Annotated in this window: 19 protein-coding genes; 15 read left to right on the top strand and 4 right to left on the bottom strand. The window is 72.3% G+C overall.

All coding sequences use genetic code 11. The features are described 5' to 3' along the window. Positions 1-215 precede the first annotated feature (215 nt). The 8 genes from AB0K65_RS31710 to AB0K65_RS31675 all read left to right on the top strand — a co-directional run bounded on the left by AB0K65_RS31710 (position 216) and on the right by AB0K65_RS31675 (position 10,811). Entirely contained in the window at positions 216-2,141 is a 1,926-nt protein-coding gene (locus tag AB0K65_RS31710; protein WP_365722653.1) for an acyl-CoA dehydrogenase family protein, read from the top strand. A gap of 122 nt (positions 2,142-2,263) precedes the next feature. Further along, complete coding sequence (aroA, locus tag AB0K65_RS31705) at positions 2,264-3,511, top strand: 3-phosphoshikimate 1-carboxyvinyltransferase (protein WP_365722651.1); 1,248 nt, start codon at positions 2,264-2,266, stop codon at positions 3,509-3,511. Between the two features lie 34 nt (positions 3,512-3,545). Then, complete coding sequence (gene dxr / locus AB0K65_RS31700) at positions 3,546-4,796, top strand: 1-deoxy-D-xylulose-5-phosphate reductoisomerase (RefSeq protein ID WP_365722649.1); 1,251 nt, start codon at positions 3,546-3,548, stop codon at positions 4,794-4,796. Further along, positions 4,793-6,097, top strand: coding sequence for a site-2 protease family protein (locus tag AB0K65_RS31695; protein WP_365722647.1), 1,305 nt, complete (start codon positions 4,793-4,795; stop codon positions 6,095-6,097). The genes dxr and AB0K65_RS31695 overlap by 4 nt, the downstream gene beginning before the upstream one ends. A gap of 128 nt (positions 6,098-6,225) precedes the next feature. Next, positions 6,226-7,383: a flavodoxin-dependent (E)-4-hydroxy-3-methylbut-2-enyl-diphosphate synthase gene (gene ispG / locus AB0K65_RS31690; RefSeq protein WP_365722645.1), complete on the top strand. Its 1,158-nt coding sequence runs from the start codon at positions 6,226-6,228 to the stop codon at positions 7,381-7,383. Between the two features lie 238 nt (positions 7,384-7,621). Further along, positions 7,622-8,467, top strand: a complete 846-nt coding sequence (locus AB0K65_RS31685; RefSeq protein ID WP_365722643.1) for a GNAT family N-acetyltransferase — start codon at positions 7,622-7,624, stop codon at positions 8,465-8,467. A 20-nt stretch (positions 8,468-8,487) separates the two neighbouring features. Further along, on the top strand, positions 8,488-9,045 hold the full coding sequence (locus tag AB0K65_RS31680) for a GNAT family N-acetyltransferase (protein WP_365722641.1): 558 nt from the start codon (positions 8,488-8,490) through the stop codon (positions 9,043-9,045). Between the two features lie 68 nt (positions 9,046-9,113). Next, complete coding sequence (locus AB0K65_RS31675) at positions 9,114-10,811, top strand: proline--tRNA ligase (protein WP_365722639.1); 1,698 nt, start codon at positions 9,114-9,116, stop codon at positions 10,809-10,811. A 203-nt stretch (positions 10,812-11,014) separates the two neighbouring features. Here the strand turns inward: AB0K65_RS31675 and AB0K65_RS31670 are convergent, their stop codons facing one another. From AB0K65_RS31670 to AB0K65_RS31655, 4 genes are all read right to left on the bottom strand, one after another. After that, entirely contained in the window at positions 11,015-11,980 is a 966-nt protein-coding gene (locus AB0K65_RS31670; protein ID WP_365722637.1) for a slipin family protein, read from the bottom strand. Between the two features lie 64 nt (positions 11,981-12,044). After that, a complete protein-coding gene (locus AB0K65_RS31665; protein ID WP_365722635.1) occupies positions 12,045-12,944 on the bottom strand; it encodes an aminoglycoside phosphotransferase family protein in 900 nt (299 codons plus the stop codon). Between the two features lie 34 nt (positions 12,945-12,978). Beyond that, entirely contained in the window at positions 12,979-13,407 is a 429-nt protein-coding gene (locus AB0K65_RS31660) for a DUF4439 domain-containing protein (protein ID WP_365722633.1), read from the bottom strand. After that, on the bottom strand, positions 13,404-14,015 hold the full coding sequence (locus AB0K65_RS31655) for a hypothetical protein (protein ID WP_365722631.1): 612 nt from the start codon (positions 14,013-14,015) through the stop codon (positions 13,404-13,406). Before AB0K65_RS31655 ends, AB0K65_RS31660 begins: the two co-directional genes overlap by 4 nt. Before the next feature lie 160 nt (positions 14,016-14,175). On the opposite strand from AB0K65_RS31655, the gene rimP reads away from it, so the two are divergent. The 7 genes from rimP to truB all read left to right on the top strand — a co-directional run bounded on the left by rimP (position 14,176) and on the right by truB (position 21,160). Next, positions 14,176-14,673, top strand: a complete 498-nt coding sequence (gene rimP / locus AB0K65_RS31650; RefSeq protein WP_365722629.1) for a ribosome maturation factor RimP — start codon at positions 14,176-14,178, stop codon at positions 14,671-14,673. A gap of 2 nt (positions 14,674-14,675) precedes the next feature. After that, positions 14,676-15,683, top strand: coding sequence for a transcription termination factor NusA (nusA, locus tag AB0K65_RS31645; protein WP_365722627.1), 1,008 nt, complete (start codon positions 14,676-14,678; stop codon positions 15,681-15,683). Positions 15,684-15,826: 143 nt separating this feature from the next. Beyond that, a complete protein-coding gene (locus tag AB0K65_RS31640; protein WP_365722625.1) occupies positions 15,827-16,105 on the top strand; it encodes a YlxR family protein in 279 nt (92 codons plus the stop codon). Positions 16,106-16,252: 147 nt separating this feature from the next. Further along, positions 16,253-19,348: a translation initiation factor IF-2 gene (infB, locus tag AB0K65_RS31635; RefSeq protein ID WP_365722623.1), complete on the top strand. Its 3,096-nt coding sequence runs from the start codon at positions 16,253-16,255 to the stop codon at positions 19,346-19,348. A 140-nt stretch (positions 19,349-19,488) separates the two neighbouring features. Further along, entirely contained in the window at positions 19,489-19,782 is a 294-nt protein-coding gene (locus AB0K65_RS31630; protein ID WP_365722621.1) for a DUF503 domain-containing protein, read from the top strand. Between the two features lie 29 nt (positions 19,783-19,811). After that, a complete protein-coding gene (gene rbfA, locus AB0K65_RS31625; RefSeq protein ID WP_365722619.1) occupies positions 19,812-20,261 on the top strand; it encodes a 30S ribosome-binding factor RbfA in 450 nt (149 codons plus the stop codon). Continuing rightward, complete coding sequence (gene truB, locus AB0K65_RS31620; protein ID WP_365722617.1) at positions 20,261-21,160, top strand: tRNA pseudouridine(55) synthase TruB; 900 nt, start codon at positions 20,261-20,263, stop codon at positions 21,158-21,160. The genes rbfA and truB overlap by 1 nt, the downstream gene beginning before the upstream one ends. The last annotated feature ends 170 nt before the right edge of the window (positions 21,161-21,330 follow it).

The following is a 21,330-nucleotide window of genomic DNA, read 5'->3' as shown; positions in this document are numbered from 1 at the left end:
ACCGGACGCCGCGGGGCCCGCCCTTCGGGCGGACGGCGCTCCTTTCGAAACACGCTCCAGTCCGTACACCTGTACGGCCTCCTACCGGCGGCCGGAGCCCACTGTGCGGGGGCTCCGGCCGTCCTCTCGTGTTTCCTCACGCTGCGAAATCGGGTACTACGGACGGGTAGCCACAAGCCCCACGAACCCCCGATGAGCGGCGAGGTGAGCTCCGCATGTCCGCACCCACCCAGCGGCCCAAGGTCACGGAACGAGAAGCGCGTCAGGTCGCCGAGGCCGCGCGCGAGCAGGACTGGCGCAAGCCCAGCTTCGCCAAGGAACTCTTCCTCGGCCGCTTCCGGCTGGACCTCATCCACCCCCACCCCCTGCCCGCGCAGGAGGACGTCCGGCGCGGCGAGGCCTTCCTCGCCAAGCTGCGGGACTTCTGCGAGACCCGGATCGACGGCAGGCTGATCGAACGCGAGGCCCGCATTCCCGACGAGGTCGTCACGGGCCTCAAGGAGCTCGGCGCGCTCGGCATGAAGATCGACCCGAAGTACGGCGGGCTGGGCCTCACCCAGGTGTACTACAACCGAGCCCTCGCTCTCGTCGGCTCCGCGAGCCCCGCGATCGGAGCGCTGCTCTCCGCCCATCAGTCGATCGGCGTACCGCAGCCCCTGAAGATCTTCGGCACCCAGGAGCAGAAGGACACCTTCCTCCCGCGCCTCGCCCGCACCGACATCTCCGCCTTCCTGCTGACCGAGCCCGACGTCGGCTCCGACCCGGCCCGGCTCGCCACCACGGCGGTGCCGGACGGCGACGACACCTACGTCCTGGACGGGGTGAAGCTCTGGACCACCAACGGCGTCGTCGCCGACCTCCTCGTCGTCATGGCCCGCGTCCCGAGGTCCGAGGGCCACAAGGGCGGCATCACCGCCTTCGTCGTCGAGGCCGACTCGCCCGGCGTCACCGTCGAGCACCGCAACGCCTTCATGGGCCTGCGCGGCCTGGAGAACGGCGTCACCCGCTTCCACGGCGTGCGGGTGCCGGCCGCGAACCGCATCGGCCCCGAGGGCGCCGGACTCAAGATCGCCCTGACGACCCTGAACACCGGGCGCCTCTCGCTCCCCGCGATGTGCGTCGGCGCGGGCAAGTGGTCGCTGAAGATCGCCCGCGAGTGGGCGTCCGTACGGGAGCAGTGGGGCAAGCCCGTCGCCCGCCACGAGGCCGTGGGCACGAAGATCTCGTTCATCGCGGCGACGACGTTCGCCCTGGAGGCGGTCGTCGACCTCGCCTCGCAGATGGCCGACGAGGACCGCAACGACATCCGCATCGAGGCGGCGCTCGCCAAGCTGTACGGCTCCGAGATGGGCTGCCTGATGGCCGACGAGCTGGTCCAGATCCGGGGTGGACGCGGCTACGAGACGGCGGACTCGCTGGCGGCGCGCGGAGAGCGGGCCGTCCCGGCCGAGCAGCTCCTGCGCGACCTGCGGATCAACCGGATCTTCGAGGGCTCGACCGAGATCATGCACCTGCTCATCGCCCGTGAGGCGGTGGACGCCCACCTCGCCGTCGCCGGCGACATCATCGACCCGGAGAAGTCCCTCTCCGACAAGGCGCGGGCGGGCGCGCGGGCGGGCGGCTTCTACGCCCGCTGGCTGCCGAAGCTCGTCACCGGACAGGGCCAGGTGCCCGGCGCCTACCGGGAGTTCGGCGAGCTGGCCACCCACCTGCGGTACGTCGAACGGACCTCCCGCAAACTGGCCAGGTCGACGTTCTACGCGATGTCGCGGTGGCAGGGCCGGATGGAGCTGAAGCAGGCGTTCCTCGGCCGGATCGTCGACATCGGCGCGGAACTCTTCGCCATGAGCGCGGCGTGCGTGAGGGCCGAGTCGCTGCGGGCGACGGGGGACCACGGCCGCGAGGCGCACCAGCTCGCCGACGTGTTCTGCCGCCAGTCCCGCCTGAGGGTGGAGGAGCTGTTCGGCCGCCTGTGGTCCAACACGGACGACGTGGACCGCAAGGTGGTGGAGAGCGTCCTGGCGGGCGCGTACACATGGCTGGAGGACGGGATCGTCGACCCCAGCGGCGACGCCCCCTGGATCGCGGACACGCCGCCGGGCCCGTCGACGAAGGAGAACGTGCACCGCAGGATCCGCTGAGGTCTCTGCGAGGTCCGCCGGACCTCGCCGACCCCCCGAGGACCGGGCCGCCGTGGTGGGCGGACGTCCCGCCATGCGGAACGCCCGCCCGCCATCCGGCACCCGCCCGGCACCATGGCCCCGTGACCGTCATCGACATCCCCGGCTCCAAGTCCGTCACCGCGCGGGCCCTCTTCCTCGCCGCCGCCGCGCGCGGGACGACCACCCTCCTCAGGCCGCTCGTCTCGGACGACACCGAGGGCTTCGCCCAGGGGCTGAAGGCCCTCGGCTACGAGGTGCGGCAGGAGCCCGGGGCCTGGCACATCGAGGGACGGCCCGAGGGGCCGGCCCGGCGGAGCGCCGACGTGTACTGCCGCGACGGCGCCACCACCGCCCGCTTCCTGCCCACCCTCGCCGCCGCCGGCCACGGCACCTTCCGCTTCGACGCCTCCCCCCAGATGCGCCGCCGCCCGCTCGGCCCCCTCAGCACGGCCCTGCGCGCCCTCGGAGTCGACCTGCGGCACGAGGAGAACGAGGGCCACCACCCGCTCACCGTCACCGCCCGCGGCGTCAAGGGCGGGGCGCTCACCCTCGACGCCGGCCAGTCCTCCCAGTACCTCACCGCGCTGCTGATGCTCGGCCCGCTCACCGCCGAGGGCCTCTCCGTCACCGTCACCGACCTGGTCTCGGAGCCGTACGTCGAGATCACCCTCGCGATGATGCGGGCGTTCGGCGCGCGGGTCACCCGGGAGGGCCGTACCTACACCGTGGCCCCCACCGGCTACACGGGCGCGCGCTACCCCGTCGAGCCCGACGCCTCCACCGCCGGCTACTTCTTCGCCGCCGCCGCCCTCGAACCCGGCCGGACCGTCACCGTGCCCGGTCTCGGCACCGGCGCCCTCCAGGGCGACCTCGCCTTCGTCGACGTCCTGCGCCGGATGGGCGCCGACGTCGAGATCACCGAGGCCGCCACCACCGTCCGCGGCACCGGCACCCTGCGCGGCCTCACCGTCAACATGCGGGACATCTCCGACACCATGCCGACGCTCGCCGCGCTGGCCCCCTTCGCCGACGGGCCGGTCCGCATCGAGGACGTCGCCAACACCCGGGTCAAGGAGTGCGACCGGCTCGACGCCTGCGCCGAGAACCTGCGCCGCCTCGGCATCACCGTCACCACCGGGCCCGACTGGATCGAGATCCGGCCCGGCACCCCGGCCGGAACCGGCGTCGAGATCGCCACCCACGGCGACCACCGCATCGTCATGTCCTTCGCCGTCACCGGCCTGCGGACCCCCGGGATCACCTTCGACGACCCCGGCTGCGTGCGGAAGACGTTCCCCGACTTCCACCGCGCGTTCCGCGTCTTCGACGCGTTCCACCCCACCCCGTGAAGTCCGGCCGCTCTTTGCGGCAAGAATGGGGGGCATGAGCGACCGCCCCTCTCCTCTCGCCGATCCGCACATCGCCTTCGATCCAGCCGGGGGCCGCCGGGACATCGTCGTCCTCGGCTCCACCGGATCCATCGGCACCCAGGCCATCGACCTGGTCCTGCGCAACCCCGAACGCTTCCGGGTCACCGCCCTCGCCGCGTCCGGCGGCCGGGTCGGGCTGCTCGCCGAGCAGGCGTACCGGCTGCAGGCCGCGACGGTCGCCGTCGCCCGCGAGGACGTGGTCCCCGAGCTCCGGGACGCGCTGAAGCAGTGGTACGGCTCCGAGCCCCTGCCCCTGATCCTCGCGGGCCCGGACGCCGCCACCACGCTGGCGGCCTCCCCGTGCCACACCGTGCTCAACGGCATCACCGGCTCCATCGGCCTGGCTCCCACGCTCGCCGCCCTCGAAGCCGGCCGCACCCTCGCCCTGGCCAACAAGGAATCGCTGATCGTCGGCGGCCCGCTGGTCAAGGAGCGCGCGAAGCCCGGCCAGATCATCCCGGTCGACTCCGAGCACGCGGCCCTCTTCCAGGCGCTGGCCGCCGGCACCCGTGCCGACGTCCGCAAGCTGGTCGTCACCGCCTCCGGCGGCCCCTTCCGCGGCCGTACGCGCGAGGAGCTGGCCCACGTCACCCGAGAGGACGCGCTCGCCCACCCCACCTGGGCCATGGGCCCGGTGATCACGGTGAACAGCGCCACCCTGGTGAACAAGGGATTGGAGGTCATCGAGGCGCACCTCCTCTACGACATCCCCTTCGACCGCATCGAGGTCGTCGTCCACCCCCAGTCCTACGTCCACTCGATGGTCGAGTTCTCCGACGGCTCCACCCTCGCCCAGGCCACTCCGCCGGACATGCGCGGCCCGATCGCCATCGGCATCGGCTGGCCCGAACGGGTCCCGGACGCCGCCCCCGCCTTCGACTGGTCCACGGCCTCCACCTGGGAGTTCTTCCCGCTCGACACCGTGGCCTTCCCGTCCGTCGGCCTCGCCCGGCACGTCGGCGAACTCGGCGGCACCGCCCCCGCCGTCTTCAACGCCGCGAACGAGGAGTGCGTCGAGGCTTTCCTCGACGGAAGGCTGCCGTTCAACGGAATCATCGATACGGTCACCGCAGTCGTCACCGAACACGGGACCCCCGCCCGGGGAACCTCCCTCACGGTGCCGGACGTCCTGGAAGCGGAGGCCTGGGCCCGCGCCCGGGCCCGGGAACTGGCGGCGAAGGCAACCGCGGAGGCACGCGCATGACCGCTCTTCTGTACGTCCTCGGGATCGTGCTGTTCGCACTGGGACTGCTCGTCTCCATCGCCTGGCACGAGCTCGGGCACCTCTCCACCGCCAAGATGTTCGGCATCCGGGTGCCCCAGTACATGGTCGGCTTCGGGCCCACGCTCTGGTCGAGGCGGAAGGGCGAGACCGAGTACGGCATCAAGGCCATCCCGGCCGGCGGCTACATCCGCATGATCGGCATGTTCCCGCCCGGCAAGGACGGCCGCATCGAGGCCCGCTCCACCTCACCGTGGCGGTCCATGATCGAGGACGCCCGCGAGGCGTCCTTCGAGGAGCTCCAGCCCGGCGACGAGGACCGGCTCTTCTACACGCGCAGGCCGTGGAAGCGCGTGATCGTGATGTTCGCCGGACCGTTCATGAACCTCGTCCTGGCCGTCGTGCTCTTCTTCGGCAGCATGATGGTGCTCGGCATCGAGGGCCAGACCACCAAGGTCGCCGGCGTCCAGAAGTGCGTCATCGAGCAGAGCGAGAAGCGCGACACCTGTGGCGCGGGCGACCCGGAGTCCCCGGCCCACGCGGCCGGCCTCCGGGAGGGCGACAAGATCATCGCCTTCAACGGCGCGCCCGTCGGCGACTGGAACACCCTCTCCGACCACATCCGCGACACCATCGGCCCCGCCACGCTGACCGTCGAGCGGGCCGGAGAGCGCCTCGACCTGCATCCCACGCTGGTCGCCAACGAGGTGCTGAAGAAGGACGAGGACGGCCGGGTCGTCAACCCGCCCGCCTACGTCAAGGCCGGATACCTCGGCTTCGCCTCGAAGTCCGAGGTCATGCCGCTCTCCTTCGGCGAGACCACCGACCGGATGAGCGAGCTGCTGCAGAACGGCGCCGAGTCGGTGATCGCCCTGCCCAGCAAGATCCCCGCCCTGTGGGACGCCACCTTCGGCGACGGCGAGCGCGCCGCCGACTCCCCGGTCGGCGTCGTCGGCGCCGCCCGGCTCACCGGCGAACTCATGACCGTCGAGGCCCCGCCCGAGCGGATCCTCGTGATGTTCATGAACGTCCTGGTGATGTTCAACGTCTCGCTGTTCCTGTTCAACATGCTGCCGCTGCTTCCGCTCGACGGCGGGCACATCGCGGGCGCCCTCTGGGAGTCCGTACGCCGCCACACCGCGCGGATCTTCAAGCGGCCCGACCCGGGCCCGTTCGACGTGGCCAAGCTCATGCCGGCCGCCTACGTGGTCGCGGGCGTCTTCGTCTGCTTCACGCTGCTCGTCCTCGCCGCCGACATCGTCAACCCGGTGAAGCTGACGTGACGTACGGGTGGCCGGACCCCGGGGGTGTCCGGCCGCCCGCCGCCGGGGCGGTAACCTCGAAGACCTGAGCCCGCCGACGTACGGGACCTCGATCCGCATCTTGGCCACACCTTGGGGTTGCACAGCTGATGACCGCGATTTCTCTCGGTATCCCGTCCGTTCCGACCAGGCTCGCCGAGCGGCGCAAGAGCCGCCAGATCCAGGTCGGTTCCGTGGCCGTCGGCGGCGACGCGCCCGTCTCGGTGCAGTCGATGACGACGACCCGTACCTCCGACATCGGCGCCACGCTGCAGCAGATCGCCGAGCTGACCGCCTCCGGCTGTCAGATCGTGCGGGTGGCCTGCCCCACGCAGGACGACGCCGACGCCCTCGCCGTCATCGCGAAGAAGTCGCAGATCCCGGTCATCGCCGACATCCACTTCCAGCCGAAGTACGTCTTCGCGGCCATCGACGCCGGCTGCGCCGCCGTCCGCGTCAACCCCGGCAACATCAAGCAGTTCGACGACAAGGTCAAGGAGATCGCGCACGCCGCCAAGGCCGCGGGCACCCCGATCCGGATCGGCGTCAACGCGGGGTCGCTCGACGCGCGCCTCCTGAAGAAGTACGGCAAGGCCACCCCCGAGGCGCTGGTCGAGTCCGCGCTGTGGGAGGCATCCCTCTTCGAGGAGCACGGCTTCGGCGACATCAAGATCTCGGTCAAGCACAACGACCCGGTCGTGATGGTCAACGCCTACCGTCAGCTGGCCGCCGCCTGTGACTACCCGCTGCACCTCGGCGTCACCGAGGCCGGCCCCGCCTTCCAGGGCACCATCAAGTCCGCCGTCGCCTTCGGCGCGCTGCTGTCCGAGGGCATCGGCGACACCATCCGCGTCTCGCTCTCCGCGCCGCCGGTCGAGGAGGTCAAGGTCGGCAACCAGATCCTGGAGTCGCTGAACCTCAAGCCCCGCCGCCTGGAGATCGTCTCCTGCCCGTCCTGCGGGCGCGCCCAGGTGGACGTCTACAAGCTGGCCGAGGAGGTCACCGCGGGCCTGGAGGGGATGGAGGTCCCGCTGCGCGTCGCCGTCATGGGCTGCGTCGTCAACGGCCCCGGCGAGGCCCGCGAGGCCGACCTCGGCGTCGCCTCGGGCAACGGCAAGGGCCAGATCTTCGTCAAGGGCGAGGTCATCAAGACCGTCCCCGAGTCGAAGATCGTCGAGACCCTCATCGAGGAGGCGATGAAGATCGCCGAGCAGATGGAGAAGGACGGCGTGACCTCGGGCGAGCCGACGGTGGCCATCGGCGTCTGACGGCCCGCACGGAGGGCCGGCCGGCGCCTCGGAGACCGCGCCCGTCGCGCCGGGCCGGCGGCCCCGCCCCCGCCGCACCGGCCCCCGAACCCGCCGCACCGGCGTCCGCACACGTCGGAAGCCCCGCCGCACCCCGTGCGGCGGGGCTCCGTGGCCTCCGTCCGTCCGCTCACCCGACACCTCCCCGACGCGCCAGGTACAGTGCGGAGATCAGCAGACCGCATGGTGAGGCCCCCTCGTGTTGACGCAGACCACCACCCGGGTCCTCGAGCCCGCCGACCTCGGCGCCGCGCTCGCCGTCCTGGAGAGCGCCCCCGTCGAGAACGCCTTCGTCACCGCCCGCGTCCAAGCGGCCGGACTCGACCCCTGGCGCCTCGGGGGCGAGATGTGGGGCTGGTACACCGACGGACGCCTGCGTTCCCTGTGCTACTCCGGCGCCAACCTCGTCCCCATCTGCGCCACCCCCGAGGCCGTCCGCGCCTTCGCCGACCGCGCCCGCAGGGCGGGACGCCGCTGCTCCTCGATCGTCGGCCCCGCCGAACCCACCGCGCAGCTCTGGCGGCTGCTCCAGCCCGGCTGGGGCCCCGCCCGCGACGTCCGCTCGCACCAGCCCCTGATGGTCACCGACCAGCCCTCCACGACCGTCCGGCCCGACCCCCTCGTCCGCCGCGTCCGCAAGGACGAGATGGAAGTGATCATGCCCGCGTGCGTGGCCATGTTCACCGAGGAGGTCGGCATCTCGCCCATGGCCGGCGACGGCGGACTGCTCTACCAGGCCCGCGTCGCCGAACTCGTCGGCTCCGGACGCTCCTTCGCCCGCGTCGAGGACGGCAAGGTCGTCTTCAAGGCGGAGATCGGCGCCGCCACCCCCCAGGCGTGCCAGATCCAGGGCGTCTGGGTCGCCCCGGAGCACCGCGGCAAGGGCCTCTCCGAGACCGGCATGGCCGCCGTCCTGCGCTACGCCCTCGCCGACGTCGCCCCGGTCGCCAGCCTCTACGTCAACGACTACAACACCCCCGCCAGGGCCGCCTACCGACGGGTCGGCTTCCGCGAGGTCGGGGCCTTCATGAGCGTGCTGTTCTAGATTGTTTGTAGGGTGCGCGCATGGATGACGCCCCCGTCACGATCGGACCGGTCGACCTCGCCGCGCGCGTGGACGACGCCCTCGCCGTACAGGCGCTCGCCTTCGGGCTGAGCGAGGACGAGATCGTCGTACGACGCCATATCGTCCTGCGCCATCTGCTCGATCCCGGCGCCCGCGCCTACGGCGCCACCACCCCCGACGGCCGCCTCGTCGGCTTCGTGTACGGAATGCCGAACGACCGCACCCACTGGTGGTCGAGCGTCGTGGAGCCGTACCTGCGCGCCACCGGCACCGTGGAGTGGCTCGACGACTCCTTCGTCATCACCGAACTCCACGTCCACCCGGCCCACCAGGGGCGCGGCGTGGGCCGGACGCTGATCACCACCATCACCGACCAGGCCGAACAGCCCCGCTCGATCCTCTCCGCCATCGACACCGAGAGCCCGGCCCGCGCCCTGTACCGGGCCCTCGGCTACACCGACCTGGCCCGGCGGGTCCACTTCCCCAGCGCCCCCCGCCCGTACGCCGTGATGGGCGCCCCGCTGCCCCTGCTGCGGAAGGGCGCCGGGCGGAACTGATTTCCGCCCGCGAGGGCCACGGGGCTAACCTCCTAGCCATCACACTTTTCACCGCAGGAGAGTTCCTCATGGCAGCCCAGGTCCAGCGCATGTCCCGGTTGATGGTCAAGACACTGCGCGACGACCCGGCGGACGCCGAGACGCTCAGCCACAAACTGCTCGTCCGCGCCGGCTACGTCCGCCGCAACGCCGCGGGCATCTGGTCCTGGCTGCCGCTCGGCATGAAGGTCCTGGAGAACGTCTCCCGCGTGGTGCGCGAGGAGATGGACGGGATCGGCGCGCAGGAGGTCCTGCTGCCCGCGCTGCTGCCCAAGGAGCCCTACGAGGCCTCGGGCCGGTGGGAGGAGTACGGCGCCGAGCTGTTCCGCCTCCAGGACCGCAAGGGCGGCGACTACCTCCTCGGCCCGACGCACGAGGAGATCTTCACCCAGCTGGTCAAGGACCAGTGCACGTCCTACAAGGACCTGCCGGTGATCCTGTACCAGATCCAGACGAAGTACCGCGACGAGGCGCGTCCCCGCTCGGGCATCCTGCGCGGCCGTGAGTTCCAGATGAAGGACTCGTACTCCTTCGACACCACGGACGAGGGCCTGGCCGAGTCGTACGCGCTGCACCGCGCCGCGTACATCCGGATCTTCGACCGCCTCGGCCTGAACCACAAGATCGTCTCGGCGATCTCCGGCGCGATGGGCGGATCGGCCTCGGAGGAGTTCCTGGCCCCGGCCGCGGCGGGCGAGGACACCTTCGTCTACTGCCCGAACTGCGCGTACGCGGCCAACACCGAGGCCGTCACCTTCCGCGCCGAGCCCGGCGACGCGAGCGCGCACGGGCCGGCCGAGGAGATCGACACCCCCGACACCCCGACCATCGAGTCCCTCGCCGCGCACCTGGACGTCCCGGCCTCCAGCACGCTGAAGAACCTGCTGGTCAAGGTGGACGGCGAGATCGTCGGCGTCGGCGTCCCCGGCGACCGCGAGGTCGACCTCGGCAAGCTGGAGGACCACCTGGCCCCGGCCGTCGTCGAGCTGGTCACGGCCGAGGACTTCGAGGGCCGCCCCGACCTGGTCAAGGGCTATGTCGGCCCGCAGGGGCTGGAGAAGGTCCGCTTCATCGCCGACCCGCGCGTCGCCCCCGGCACCGCATGGATCACCGGCGCGAACAAGCCCGGCACGCACGCGAGGAACGTCGTCGCGGGCCGTGACTTCCAGGTCGACGACTACCTCGACGTGGTCGTCGTCCAGGACGGCGACCCGTGCCCGAACTGCGGCACCGGCCTGAAGATGGACCGCGCGATCGAGATCGGCCACATCTTCCAGCTCGGCCGCAAGTACGCCGACGCCTTCCAGCTCGACGTCCTCGGCCAGAACGGCAAGCCGGTCCGCGTGACCATGGGCTCGTACGGCATCGGCGTCTCCCGCGCGGTCGCTGCCCTCGCCGAGCAGCACGCCGACGACAAGGGCCTGTGCTGGCCGGCCGAGGTCGCCCCGGCCGACGTCCACGTCGTCGCCGCCGGCAAGGCGCTCCAGACCGAGCTGGCGCTCGAGGTGTCCGAGAAGCTCAAGGACGCCGGCCTGCGGGTCCTCGTCGACGACCGCGCGGGCGTCTCCCCGGGCGTGAAGTTCACCGACGCCGAGCTGATCGGCGTCCCGAAGATCCTGGTCGCGGGCCGCCGCTCGGCCGAGGGCGTCCTGGAGCTGAAGGACCGCCGCACGGGCGAGCGCGAGGAGCTGACCGTCGACGAGGCGATCGCCCGCCTCGGCGCCTGACACCACCGGCCGGGCCCGTCCCGGCACCGCCGTCCGTCACGACCGCCCGCCCCCGCGGGACGGCCGTGGCGGACGTCGTCCGTTCCGGGGGCGTGGGGCGCTGCGGGAAGGAGGCCGGACCTCCGTCCCGTTTCCGGGGTGCCGAGCGGCGCGGGAGAGGCCTCCGTCCCGTCCCGGGGGCGCCGGGCAGCGCGGGAGAGGGCTCAGGCCGCCGTCCCGTCCCGGGGCTCAGGGTCGACCGGGGGACCGGTCAGGGTCTCGTCCACGACGTCCGGCAGCGGGGGATCCGGGGACATCAGGAAGCCCGGTTCGCCCGGGAGCCCGGGCAGCGGGTCCTCGAAACTCTCGGTGGGAGCCACGGGCGGAGCCGCAGGCGGTGCGGGCTCGCCCGCCGGGGCACCGGGCTGGTTCTGGGACGCCCGCTCCAGGAACCGCAGCAGCTCCACCGGGAAGGGCAGCACCAGCGTCGAGTTCTTCTCCGCCGCCACCGCCACCACCGTCTGCAGCAGCCGCAGCTGCAACGCGGCCGGCTGGCCGGACATCACCCCGGCCGCCTCGGCCAGCTTCTTCGACGCCTGGAGCTCCGCGTCCGCGTTGATCACCCGCGCCCGCCGCTCGCGGTCCGCCTCCGCCTGCCGGGCCATCGACCGCTTCATCGTCTCGGGCAGCGACACGTCCTTGATCTCGACCCGGTCGATCTGCACCCCCCAGCCGATCGCGGGGGAGTCCAGCATCAGTTCGAGCCCCTGGTTGAGCTTCTCCCGGTTCGACAGCAGATCGTCCAGATCGCTCTTGCCGATGATCGACCGCAGCGAGGTCTGCGCCATCTGCGAGACGGCGAAGCGGTAGTCCTCCACCCGCACCAGCGCCTCGGCCGCGTCGATCACCTTGAAGTACACGACCGCGTCCACCCGCACGGTCACGTTGTCCCGGGTGATGCCCTCCTGGGCCGGCACCGGCATCGTCACGATCTGCAGGTTCACCTTGTGCAGCCGGTCGATCACCGGAACGATCATCGTGAACCCGGGCCCGCGCACCCCTTCGCGGAGCCGCCCGAAGCGGAAGACCACACCCCGCTCGTACTGCTTCACCACGCGCGCGGCGGCCGCGCTGTAGACGGCGACGGCCACACCCACTCCGGCGGCCGCCGAAAGCAGCTCTTCGATCATGACGGCCCCCTGCGGTTCGAGCCGGTCAGAACACTACGAAACAGGGTATTCCCCCGCAGAGCCCCTACAACCAGTCCGCGAACTCGAGCAGCAGCTCCGCGTCCTGCCGCCGCCCCGCCGCCAGCGCGCGCGTGCCCGACTCCACGGCACGGAACAGCGTCCAGCCCCGCAGCCGCTCCCGGTCGACCTCCAGGGAGTCGGCCAGCTTGTTCACCCGTCGGCGGGCGGTCGAGGCCCCCGCCGAGGAGGCGACCAGGTCCTCGACGCGGTCCCTGACCAGCCGCGCCAGGTCGTATGCGCGCTCGCCGACCAGGGGCTCGGGGCCCACGGCCAGCCACGGCGCCCGGTCACCGCCGAGGACCTTGCCCTGGCGGAAGCAGCCGTGCAGCAGCAGCGTCTCCGCCGGGTCCGCGACCAGCCCCTCACGGGCGTCCAGCGCCGCCGCGGTCAGCTCGCCCGCCAGCGCGTCGCTCCGGTAGGGGGCCATGGCGGCGGCCTGCCGGGCGCTGCGCCCGGCGACGGACTCGAAGCCGTGCCCCGCGGGGGGCTCCACCCAGAGCCGCCGCACCGTCCCGGCCGCTTCGAGCAGTGCCTTCGCCTCGGGCAGCGAGCGCAGCGACACCTCGGGGTGCAGCCGCTCCAGGAGCAGCCCGCCGCCCCCTGTCTCCCCGAGCAGCCGCACCGCGCCCCAGCCGTCCCAGTGCGCCAGAGCGTCCCGCTCCAGGTCGGGGCGGGCGGCCTCCGGGGCGATCTTCAGCGCCGCCGGGGAGCCGTCCGGCCGGCGTACGAGGGCGACCAGGCTGCTCCGTCCGCCCGGCGCCATCACGCGTTCGGCGTCCAGGGACGTTTGGTCCAGCGCGTCGCGGGTCAGCACGGGGAGCCGGTCGAGCCACTCGGCCGCGACCGCGTCCCCGTACGTCTCGCCGAGCGCCCGCACCAGTCGCTGCGGCGGTTCGAAACCCATGCGTGCGTTGTTCCTTCTGCAGTTCGGAGCCTCGTCAGGGCCGGGCGGGTGCCCGCTCGGCGAGCCCAGGAAAGGTTACGTCGCCGCCGCGCCAGCGGGCGGCCCGTACCGCCGCCTCGCGCAAGGCGGCGGCGGCGTCCCGGCGCAGCGGCCCCCGCGCGGCGCGCACGAGGTCGGAGTACACCCCGGCCACCCGGTCCTCCAGGACGGCCGCCAGCCGCACGGCCGCCGCGGTGTCCGGCACCGGGAAGGGCAGCTCGTACGCGGCCGCGGCGGCGGGCGGTTCGCCGCCCAGGTCCCGTACGGCCCGGCGCAGCACGTCACGGCGTGCCCGGTGCCCGTCGTGCGCCGCCGCGGCCTCCGCGCGCCGCTCGGGGCCGATCCGGCCGCCGACGACGCCGTAGCCGTACACCGCCGCGTGCTCGGCGGCGAGGGCGGCCTGCGCCGCGTCGAGGGCACTCATCCCCGGGCTCCTTCGGTCAGCAGGTACGCGTGCGCCGCACCGGCCGCGGCCACCGAGGCGAGCAGCCGGGCGTACTCGGGCGGCGCGTCGAGCAGTGCGGCGGTGTGGGCGTCGGCGGTGGTGCGGACCGCCGAGGCCAGCTCCCGCAGCGCGGCGGCCGGGTCGGCCGGTACGGGGCGGGCGGTGGCAGGCGCCGAGGGCCGGACGCCGGAGGAGCCGCTCGGCGCGGCGGCCCCGGGACTCGCGGCGGGACCCCGCGGCCCGTCGGCGGCGGCGGTGGTCCCGTCGCCCGGAGGGGCGGAGGCCGCAGGGTCGCCCGTCCCTCCCTCGGCCAGCGCCTTCGTGTGCGCCGCCACCGAGGCCCGCAGCGGCGCCAGCCGGGTCCCCAGCGGCGGGTGAGCGGCGAGGACCGCGTCGTACCGTGCCAACAGGGACGCGCTCGCCGCCGCCGACCTGCGGCGCAGCGCCGCCTCTGCGCGGGCGGCCAGGTCGGCGGCCGACGGCTCGCGCGGGCCGCCGCCGGTGCCGGAGGTGCAGCCGGCCGACGCCATCACGCCGGCCCCCGCCGCCAGGAGCGCGCGCCTGCCGACCGTCCCCGTGCGCCCCACGTTCGCTCCCTCTGCCTCGATCCACGCTGTCGAAGATCACCGCAGGCGAGCGTACCCGCGGCCCGGCCCCGTGGACGGCAACACCCCTTGGGACCGGATACCCTTTGGTCTGACACGCGACGAAACCCACAACAGCACACGCGGCCGAGGAGTCACCCGGATGAGCACCACCCAGAGCGACAGGCTGCGCGGACTCCTGGAGCCGCTCGTCCACGCGAAGGACCTGGATCTCGAGGAGATCGAGGTGTCCCGGGCCGGCCGCCGCGGACTGCTGAGGATCATCGTCGACTCGGACGAGGGCGTCGAACTGGACGCCTGTGCCGAGCTGAGCCGCGCCATCTCCGAGAAGCTCGACGAGACGGACGCGATGGGCGAGGGCGAGTACGTCCTCGAGGTCAGCTCGCCCGGCGCCGACCGTCCGCTGACCCAGCACCGGCACTACGCCCGTGCCACCGGCCGTCTGGTCAAGCTCCAGCTGCGGGAGGGCGACGACGTGATCGCCCGGATCCTCACCGTGGACGACGACGGCCTCGACCTCGAGGTGCCGGGCGTGAAGGGGCGCAAGCCCACCGCCCGCCGGGTCGAGTTCGCCGACATCGTCAAGGCGCGTGTCGAGATCGAGTTCAACCGCAAGGACAAGAAGGAAGAGGAGGCGTAGCCGTGGACATCGACGTGAAGCTCCTGAAGGGCTTGGCACAAGAGAAGGAGATCTCCTTCGACCTGTTGGTCGAGGCGATCGAGTCGGCCCTCCTCATCGCGTACCACCGCACCCCGTCGGCCCGCCGCCACGCGCGCGTGGAGCTGAACCGGCAGACCGGTCACGTGACGGTGTGGGCGAAGGAGGACCCCTCCGAGCTGGAGGAGGGCCAGGAGCCCAAGGACTTCGACGACACCCCGTCCGACTTCGGCCGCATCGCGGCGAGCACCGCCCGCCAGGTCATCCAGCAGCGCCTTCGCGACGCCGAGAACGACGTCACCTTCGGCGAGTACGCCCGCCGCGAGGGCGACATCGTCGCCGGGCAGGTGCAGCAGGGCAAGGACCCGAAGAACGTCCTCGTCAAGCTGGACGACAAGCTCGAAGCCATCCTTCCGGTGCAGGAGCAGGTGCCGGGCGAGAACTACACCCACGGTCTGCGGCTGCGCACGTACGTCGTCCGGGTGGCCAAGGGTGTCCGCGGCCCGTCCGTCACCCTCTCGCGCACCCATCCCAATCTGGTGAAGAAGCTCTTCGCCCTGGAGGTGCCCGAGATCGCGGACGGTTCCGTCGAGATCTCGGCGATCGCCCGTGAGGCCGGTCACCGCACCAAGATCGCCGTGCGCTCCACCCGGTCGGGCCTGAACGCCAAGGGCGCCTGCATCGGCCCGATGGGCAGCCGCGTGCGCAACGTCATGGCGGAGCTGCTCGGCGAGAAGATCGACATCGTGGACTGGTCCGACGACCCGGCCGAGATGGTCGCCAGCGCCCTGTCCCCGGCCCGGGTCTCCAAGGTCGAGATCGTCGACCTGGCCGCCCGCTCCGCCCGGGTGACCGTGCCGGACTACCAGCTCTCCCTCGCCATCGGCAAGGAAGGGCAGAACGCCCGGCTCGCCGCCCGCCTCACCGGTTGGCGCATCGACATCCGTCCGGACACCGAGCAGCCGGAGGGCGACGAGCGCGACCGGCACTGAGCCGTTCGAGCCGTACGCCGTACGAGCCGCACGAGGGAATAGATCACGCCGTGGTGACGTTCTGCTACGACGAGATCACGACAAACGACCGTTCGACCGCTGCCCTGAACGGGTGAGGTCGCTACGGGGAGGTAGACTTAAGCGTGTCTGGCCGGACGCATGCCCGCGTATGCCCTGAGCGAACCTGTGTGGGATGCCGGGAGCGAGCGGCCAAGAGCGATCTGCTGCGCATCGTGGCGGTCGAGGGCGCATGCGTCCCCGATCATCGCGGTACGCTGCCCGGCCGGGGTGCGTATCTGCACCCCGCCTCGGTCTGTCTCGACCTGGCGGTCCGCCGCAGGGCGTTCCCGAGGGCCTTCAAGGTCCAGGGGCCGCTCGAAGCGGCTTCGGTCCGACGGTTCGTCGAGCAGGCAGCACCGTAAGAAGAAGTACGGCACGGATAACCGTGCGGTCAGGTACCTCGCGAGTTGGAAGTAGGTCGAGATTGCGATGAGCACTCGATGAGTACGCGATGAGTACGCCCATGAAGTAGCGACGGTCCGGCGGTAACCGGACCTAAAAGGAGCGAAGTGGCTAAGGTCCGGGTATACGAACTCGCCAAGGAGTTCGGTGTGGAGAGCAAGGTCGTCATGGCCAAGCTCCAAGAACTCGGTGAGTTCGTGCGTTCTGCGTCCTCGACGATCGAGGCGCCGGTCGTGCGCAAGTTGACTGATGCACTGCAGGGGCCCGGCGGCAACGCCGGCAAGTCCGCTGCCAAGCCGGGCGCGCCTCGCAAGGCCGCCCCCTCGAAGCCCGCGGCGCCGTCTCCGGCCGCCGCGGCGCGTCCCGCTGCCCCCAAGCCCGGCGCACCGGCTCCCAAGCCGGCCCCCGCCGCGCCCGCGGCGCCGGTCACTCCGGCCGCGCCCACCAGCAGCACCCCCTCTCCGGCTCCGGCCGCCTCGGGCCCCCGCCCGGGCCCGAAGCCCGCGCCCAAGCCGGTCACCCCGGCTCCGGCGGCCCCCGAGTTCACCGCGCCCCCGGCGGCCCCCGCGGCCGGTCCGCGTGCCGGTGGCGGTGCCCCGGGTCCGCGTCCCGCCGGCGAGCGTCCCGCCCGTCCGGGTCAGGGCGCGCCGCGTCCGCAGGGCCAGGGTGCCCCGCGTCCCCAGGGCCAGGGCGCCCCGCGTCCCGGCGGCGCACGTCCGGCCGGTCCCCGTCCGGGCAACAACCCCTTCACCTCGGGTGGCTCCACCGGAATGGCGCGCCCGCAGGCGCCCCGTCCCGGTGGCGGCGCTCCCCGTCCCGGCGGCCCCGGTGCCGTTCCGGGTGCCCCGCGTCCGCAGGGCGGCCCCGGCGGCGCCCCGCGCCCGCAGGGTCAGGGCGGTGCCCGTCCCACCCCCGGTGGCATGCCTCGTCCGCAGGCCCCCCGTCCGGGCGGCGCGCCCGGCGGTAACCGTCCCAACCCGGGCATGATGCCGCAGCGTCCCGCTGCCGGCCCGCGCCCCGGTGGCGGTCCCGGCGGCCGTGGCCCCGGTGGCCCCGGTGGCCGTCCCGCCGGTGGCGGTGGCGGTCGTCCCGGCGGCGGCGGCTTCGCCGGCCGTCCGGCCGGTCCCGGCGGTGGCGGCGGCGGCTTCGCCGGTCGTCCCGGTGGTCCCGGTGGCGGCGGCGGTCGTCCGGGTGGTCCCGGCGGCGGTGGCGGCGGCTTCGGCGGTCGTCCCGGCGGCTTCGGTGGCCGTCCCGGTGGCCCCGGTGGCCGTGGTGGCACGCAGGGCGCCTTCGGTCGCCCCGGCGGTCCCGCGCGTCGTGGTCGCAAGTCGAAGCGTCAGAGGCGCCAGGAGTACGAGGCCATGCAGGCCCCGTCGGTCGGCGGCGTGATGCTGCCCCGCGGCGGCGGCGAGACCATTCGCCTGTCGCGCGGTGCCTCCCTCACCGACTTCGCCGAGAAGATCGGCGCCAACCCGGCGTCGCTCGTCGCGGTGATGATGAACCTCGGTGAGATGGTCACGGCCACGCAGTCCGTCTCCGACGACACGCTGACGATGCTCGGCGAGGAGATGAACTACACCGTTCAGATCGTCTCCCCGGAGGAGGAGGACCGCGAGCTCCTCGAGTCCTTCGACATCGAGTTCGGCGAGGACGAGGGCGGCGAAGAGGCTCTGGTCTCCCGTCCGCCGGTCGTCACCGTCATGGGTCACGTCGACCACGGTAAGACCCGACTCCTCGACGCGATCCGCAAGACGAACGTCGTCGCGGGCGAGGCCGGTGGCATCACCCAGCACATCGGTGCCTACCAGGTGGGTACCGAGGTCAACGGCGAAGAGCGCCGCATCACCTTCATCGACACCCCGGGTCACGAGGCGTTCACCGCCATGCGTGCCCGTGGTGCGAAGTCGACCGACATCGCGATCCTCGTGGTCGCGGCCAACGACGGCGTCATGCCGCAGACGATCGAGGCGCTCAACCACGCCAAGGCCGCCGGCGTCCCGATCGTCGTCGCGGTCAACAAGATCGACGTCGAGGGTGCCGACCCGACCAAGGTCCGCGGTCAGCTGACCGAGTTCGGTCTGGTGGCAGAGGAGTACGGCGGCGACACGATGTTCGTCGACATCTCCGCCAAGCAGGGTCTGCACATCGACTCCCTGCTGGAGGCCGTCGTCCTCACCGCCGACGCCTCGCTCGACCTGCGGGCCAACCCGAACCAGGACGCGCAGGGTATTGCGATCGAGTCCCACCTCGACCGCGGTCGCGGTGCCGTCTCGACCGTCCTGGTCCAGCGCGGAACGCTGCGCATCGGCGACACCGTGGTGGTCGGCGACGCGTACGGCCGTGTCCGGGCGATGCTCGACGACAAGGGCAACAACGTCGAGGAGGCGACCCCGTCGACTCCCGTCCTGGTGCTCGGTCTCACCAACGTGCCGGGTGCCGGCGACAACCTCCTGGTCGTCGACGAGGACCGTACGGCCCGTCAGATCGCCGAGAAGCGCGCCGCGCGTGAGCGCAACGCCGCCTTCGCCAAGCGCGTCCGCCGGGTGTCCCTCGAGGACCTCGACAAGGTGCTCAAGGCCGGTCTGGTCCAGGAACTCAACCTCATCATCAAGGGCGACGCGTCCGGTGCGGTCGAGGCTCTCGAGTCCTCGCTGCTCCAGCTCGACGTCGGTGAAGAGGTCGACATCCGGGTCCTGCACCGCGGTGTGGGTGCGGTCACCGAGTCCGACATCGACCTGGCGATGGGCTCCGACGCCATCGTCATCGGCTACAACGTCCGTGCGGCCGGCCGTGCCGCGCAGATGGCGGAGCGCGAGGGCGTCGACGTCCGGTACTACTCGGTGATCTACCAGGCCATCGAGGAGATCGAGGCGGCCCTGAAGGGTCTCCTCAAGCCGGAGTACGAAGAGGTCGAGCTCGGCACGGCGGAGATCCGCGAGGTCTTCCGCTCGTCCAAGCTGGGCAACATCGCCGGTGTCCTCATCCGCTCCGGCGAGGTCAAGCGCAACACCAAGGCGCGTCTGGTCCGCGACGGCAAGGTCATCGCCGAGGACCTCACGATCCACGGTCTGCGCCGCTTCAAGGACGACGTCACCGAGATCCGCGAAGGCTTCGAGGGTGGTATCAACCTCGGAAACTTCAACGACATCAAGGTCGACGACGTCATCGCGACGTACGAGATGCGCGAGAAGCCGCGCTCCTGAGCGCAGCGGTAGGTCGGGGCCGGTCGGCGGGAGTTATTCCGTCGATCGGCCCCGGCCGTTGCGTGTACGGTTCTGGTGTTCCCGCCAAGCGACGGCGTGGCGGGCCACCGAACCCGAACCGGCGGGACATCCGGCACTACATGTACGTGGGGACTCTGTCCTTCGATCTGCTCCTCGGCGACGTTCATTCGTTGAAGGAGAAACGCTCCGTCGTCCGGCCCATCGTCGCCGAGCTCCAGCGCAAGTTCTCCGTGAGCGCGGCCGAGGTGGGCGACCAGGACCTCCATCGCAGGGCCCGGCTGGGCGTCGCGCTGGTGTCCGGGGACCCGGGGTTCCTGTCGGACGTACTGGACCGCTGCGAGCGGCTGGTGGCGGCCCGGCCCGAGGTGGAGCTGCTGTCGGTGCGACGACGGCTCCACACTGATGAAGACTGAACGAGCAAGGCAAAGAAGGAGAAGGACCAGTGGCCGACAACGCGCGGGCGAAGAAGCTGGCGGACCTCATCCGGGAGGTGGTCGCCGAGAAGCTGCAGCGCGGCATCAAGGACCCGCGCCTGGGTACGCACGTGACCATCACGGATACCCGCGTCACCGGTGACCTGCGGGAGGCCACGGTCTTCTACACGGTCTACGGCGACGACGAGGAGCGGGCCAGCGCGGCGGCCGGCCTGGAGAGCGCCAAGGGCGTGCTGCGTTCCGCGGTGGGCCGGGCGGCGGGGACGAAGTTCACCCCCACCCTGACCTTCGTCGCGGACGCCCTCCCCGAGACCGCCAAGACGATCGAGGACCTCCTCGACAAGGCGCGCGCCTCCGACGCGCAGGTCCGCGAGGTCTCCTCCGGCGCGCAGTACGCCGGCGACGCCGACCCGTACCGCAAGCCCGAGGACGAGGACGAAGAGGGCACCACCGCCTGATGAGCAACGCAGGGAAGACGCCCGACGGGCTTGTCATCGTCGACAAGCCGTCGGGCTTCACTTCGCACGACGTCGTGGCCAAGATGCGCGGGATCGCCCGGACCCGGCGGGTCGGTCACGCGGGAACGCTCGACCCGATGGCGACGGGCGTCCTCGTCCTCGGTGTGGAGCGAGCGACGAAGCTCCTCGGGCACCTGGCACTGACCGAGAAGGAGTACCTCGGCACCATCCGCCTCGGCCAGACGACGATCACCGACGACGCCGAGGGCGAGATCACGGCGTCCGTGGACGCGTCGAAGGTGACGCGCGAGGCCGTCGACGCCGGCGTGGCGGAGCTGACCGGCGCCATCATGCAGGTGCCGTCGAAGGTCTCCGCCATCAAGATCGACGGCAAGCGGTCGTACGCGCGGGTGCGCGGCGGCGAGGAGTTCGAGATCCCGGCCCGCCCGGTGACGGTCTCGTCCTTCCAGGTGTACGACATGCGGGAGGCCGTCGCCGAGGACGGCACGCCCGTCGTCGACCTGGTCGTCTCGGTCGTCTGCTCCTCCGGTACGTACATCCGCGCCCTCGCCCGTGACCTGGGCGCCGGACTCGGCGTCGGCGGCCATCTGACCGCGCTGCGCCGGACCCGGGTCGGGCCGTACAAGCTGGACGCCGCCCGGACCCTGGACCAGCTCCAGGAGGAGCTGACGGTCATGCCGGTCGCCGACGCCGCCTCGGCGGCGTTCCCCCGCTGGGACGTCGACGAGAGGCGGGGCCGGCTGCTGCTGAACGGTGTCCGCCTGGAGATGCCGGCGTATCCGCCCGGGCCGGTGGCCGTCTTCGGCCCGGAGGGCGGGCTGCTCGCCCTCGTGGAGGAGCAGAAGGGCAAGGCCAAGAGCCTCGCCGTCTTCGGCTGAGGGTGACGCAGGCGGCGCGTCGCGGCGCCCCGGACCCGGGCGTCCTCGGAGATCCCATCGTGGAGCGGGCACGCGCGGGGCGGGCGGGCCGCCCCCCGCCCCCGCCCCCGGGGGGTGGCCCCCGAACGGCCGCGGGGTAAGCCCACAGGCCGGGCGGCGGGGTGGGTGGG

Source organism: Streptomyces sp. NPDC053755 (assembly GCF_040677675.1).
Lineage (GTDB): Bacteria > Actinomycetota > Actinomycetes > Streptomycetales > Streptomycetaceae > Streptomyces.
Note: the sequence above shows the minus strand (reverse complement) of the source record. Positions and strands in the feature narration are given on the sequence as shown.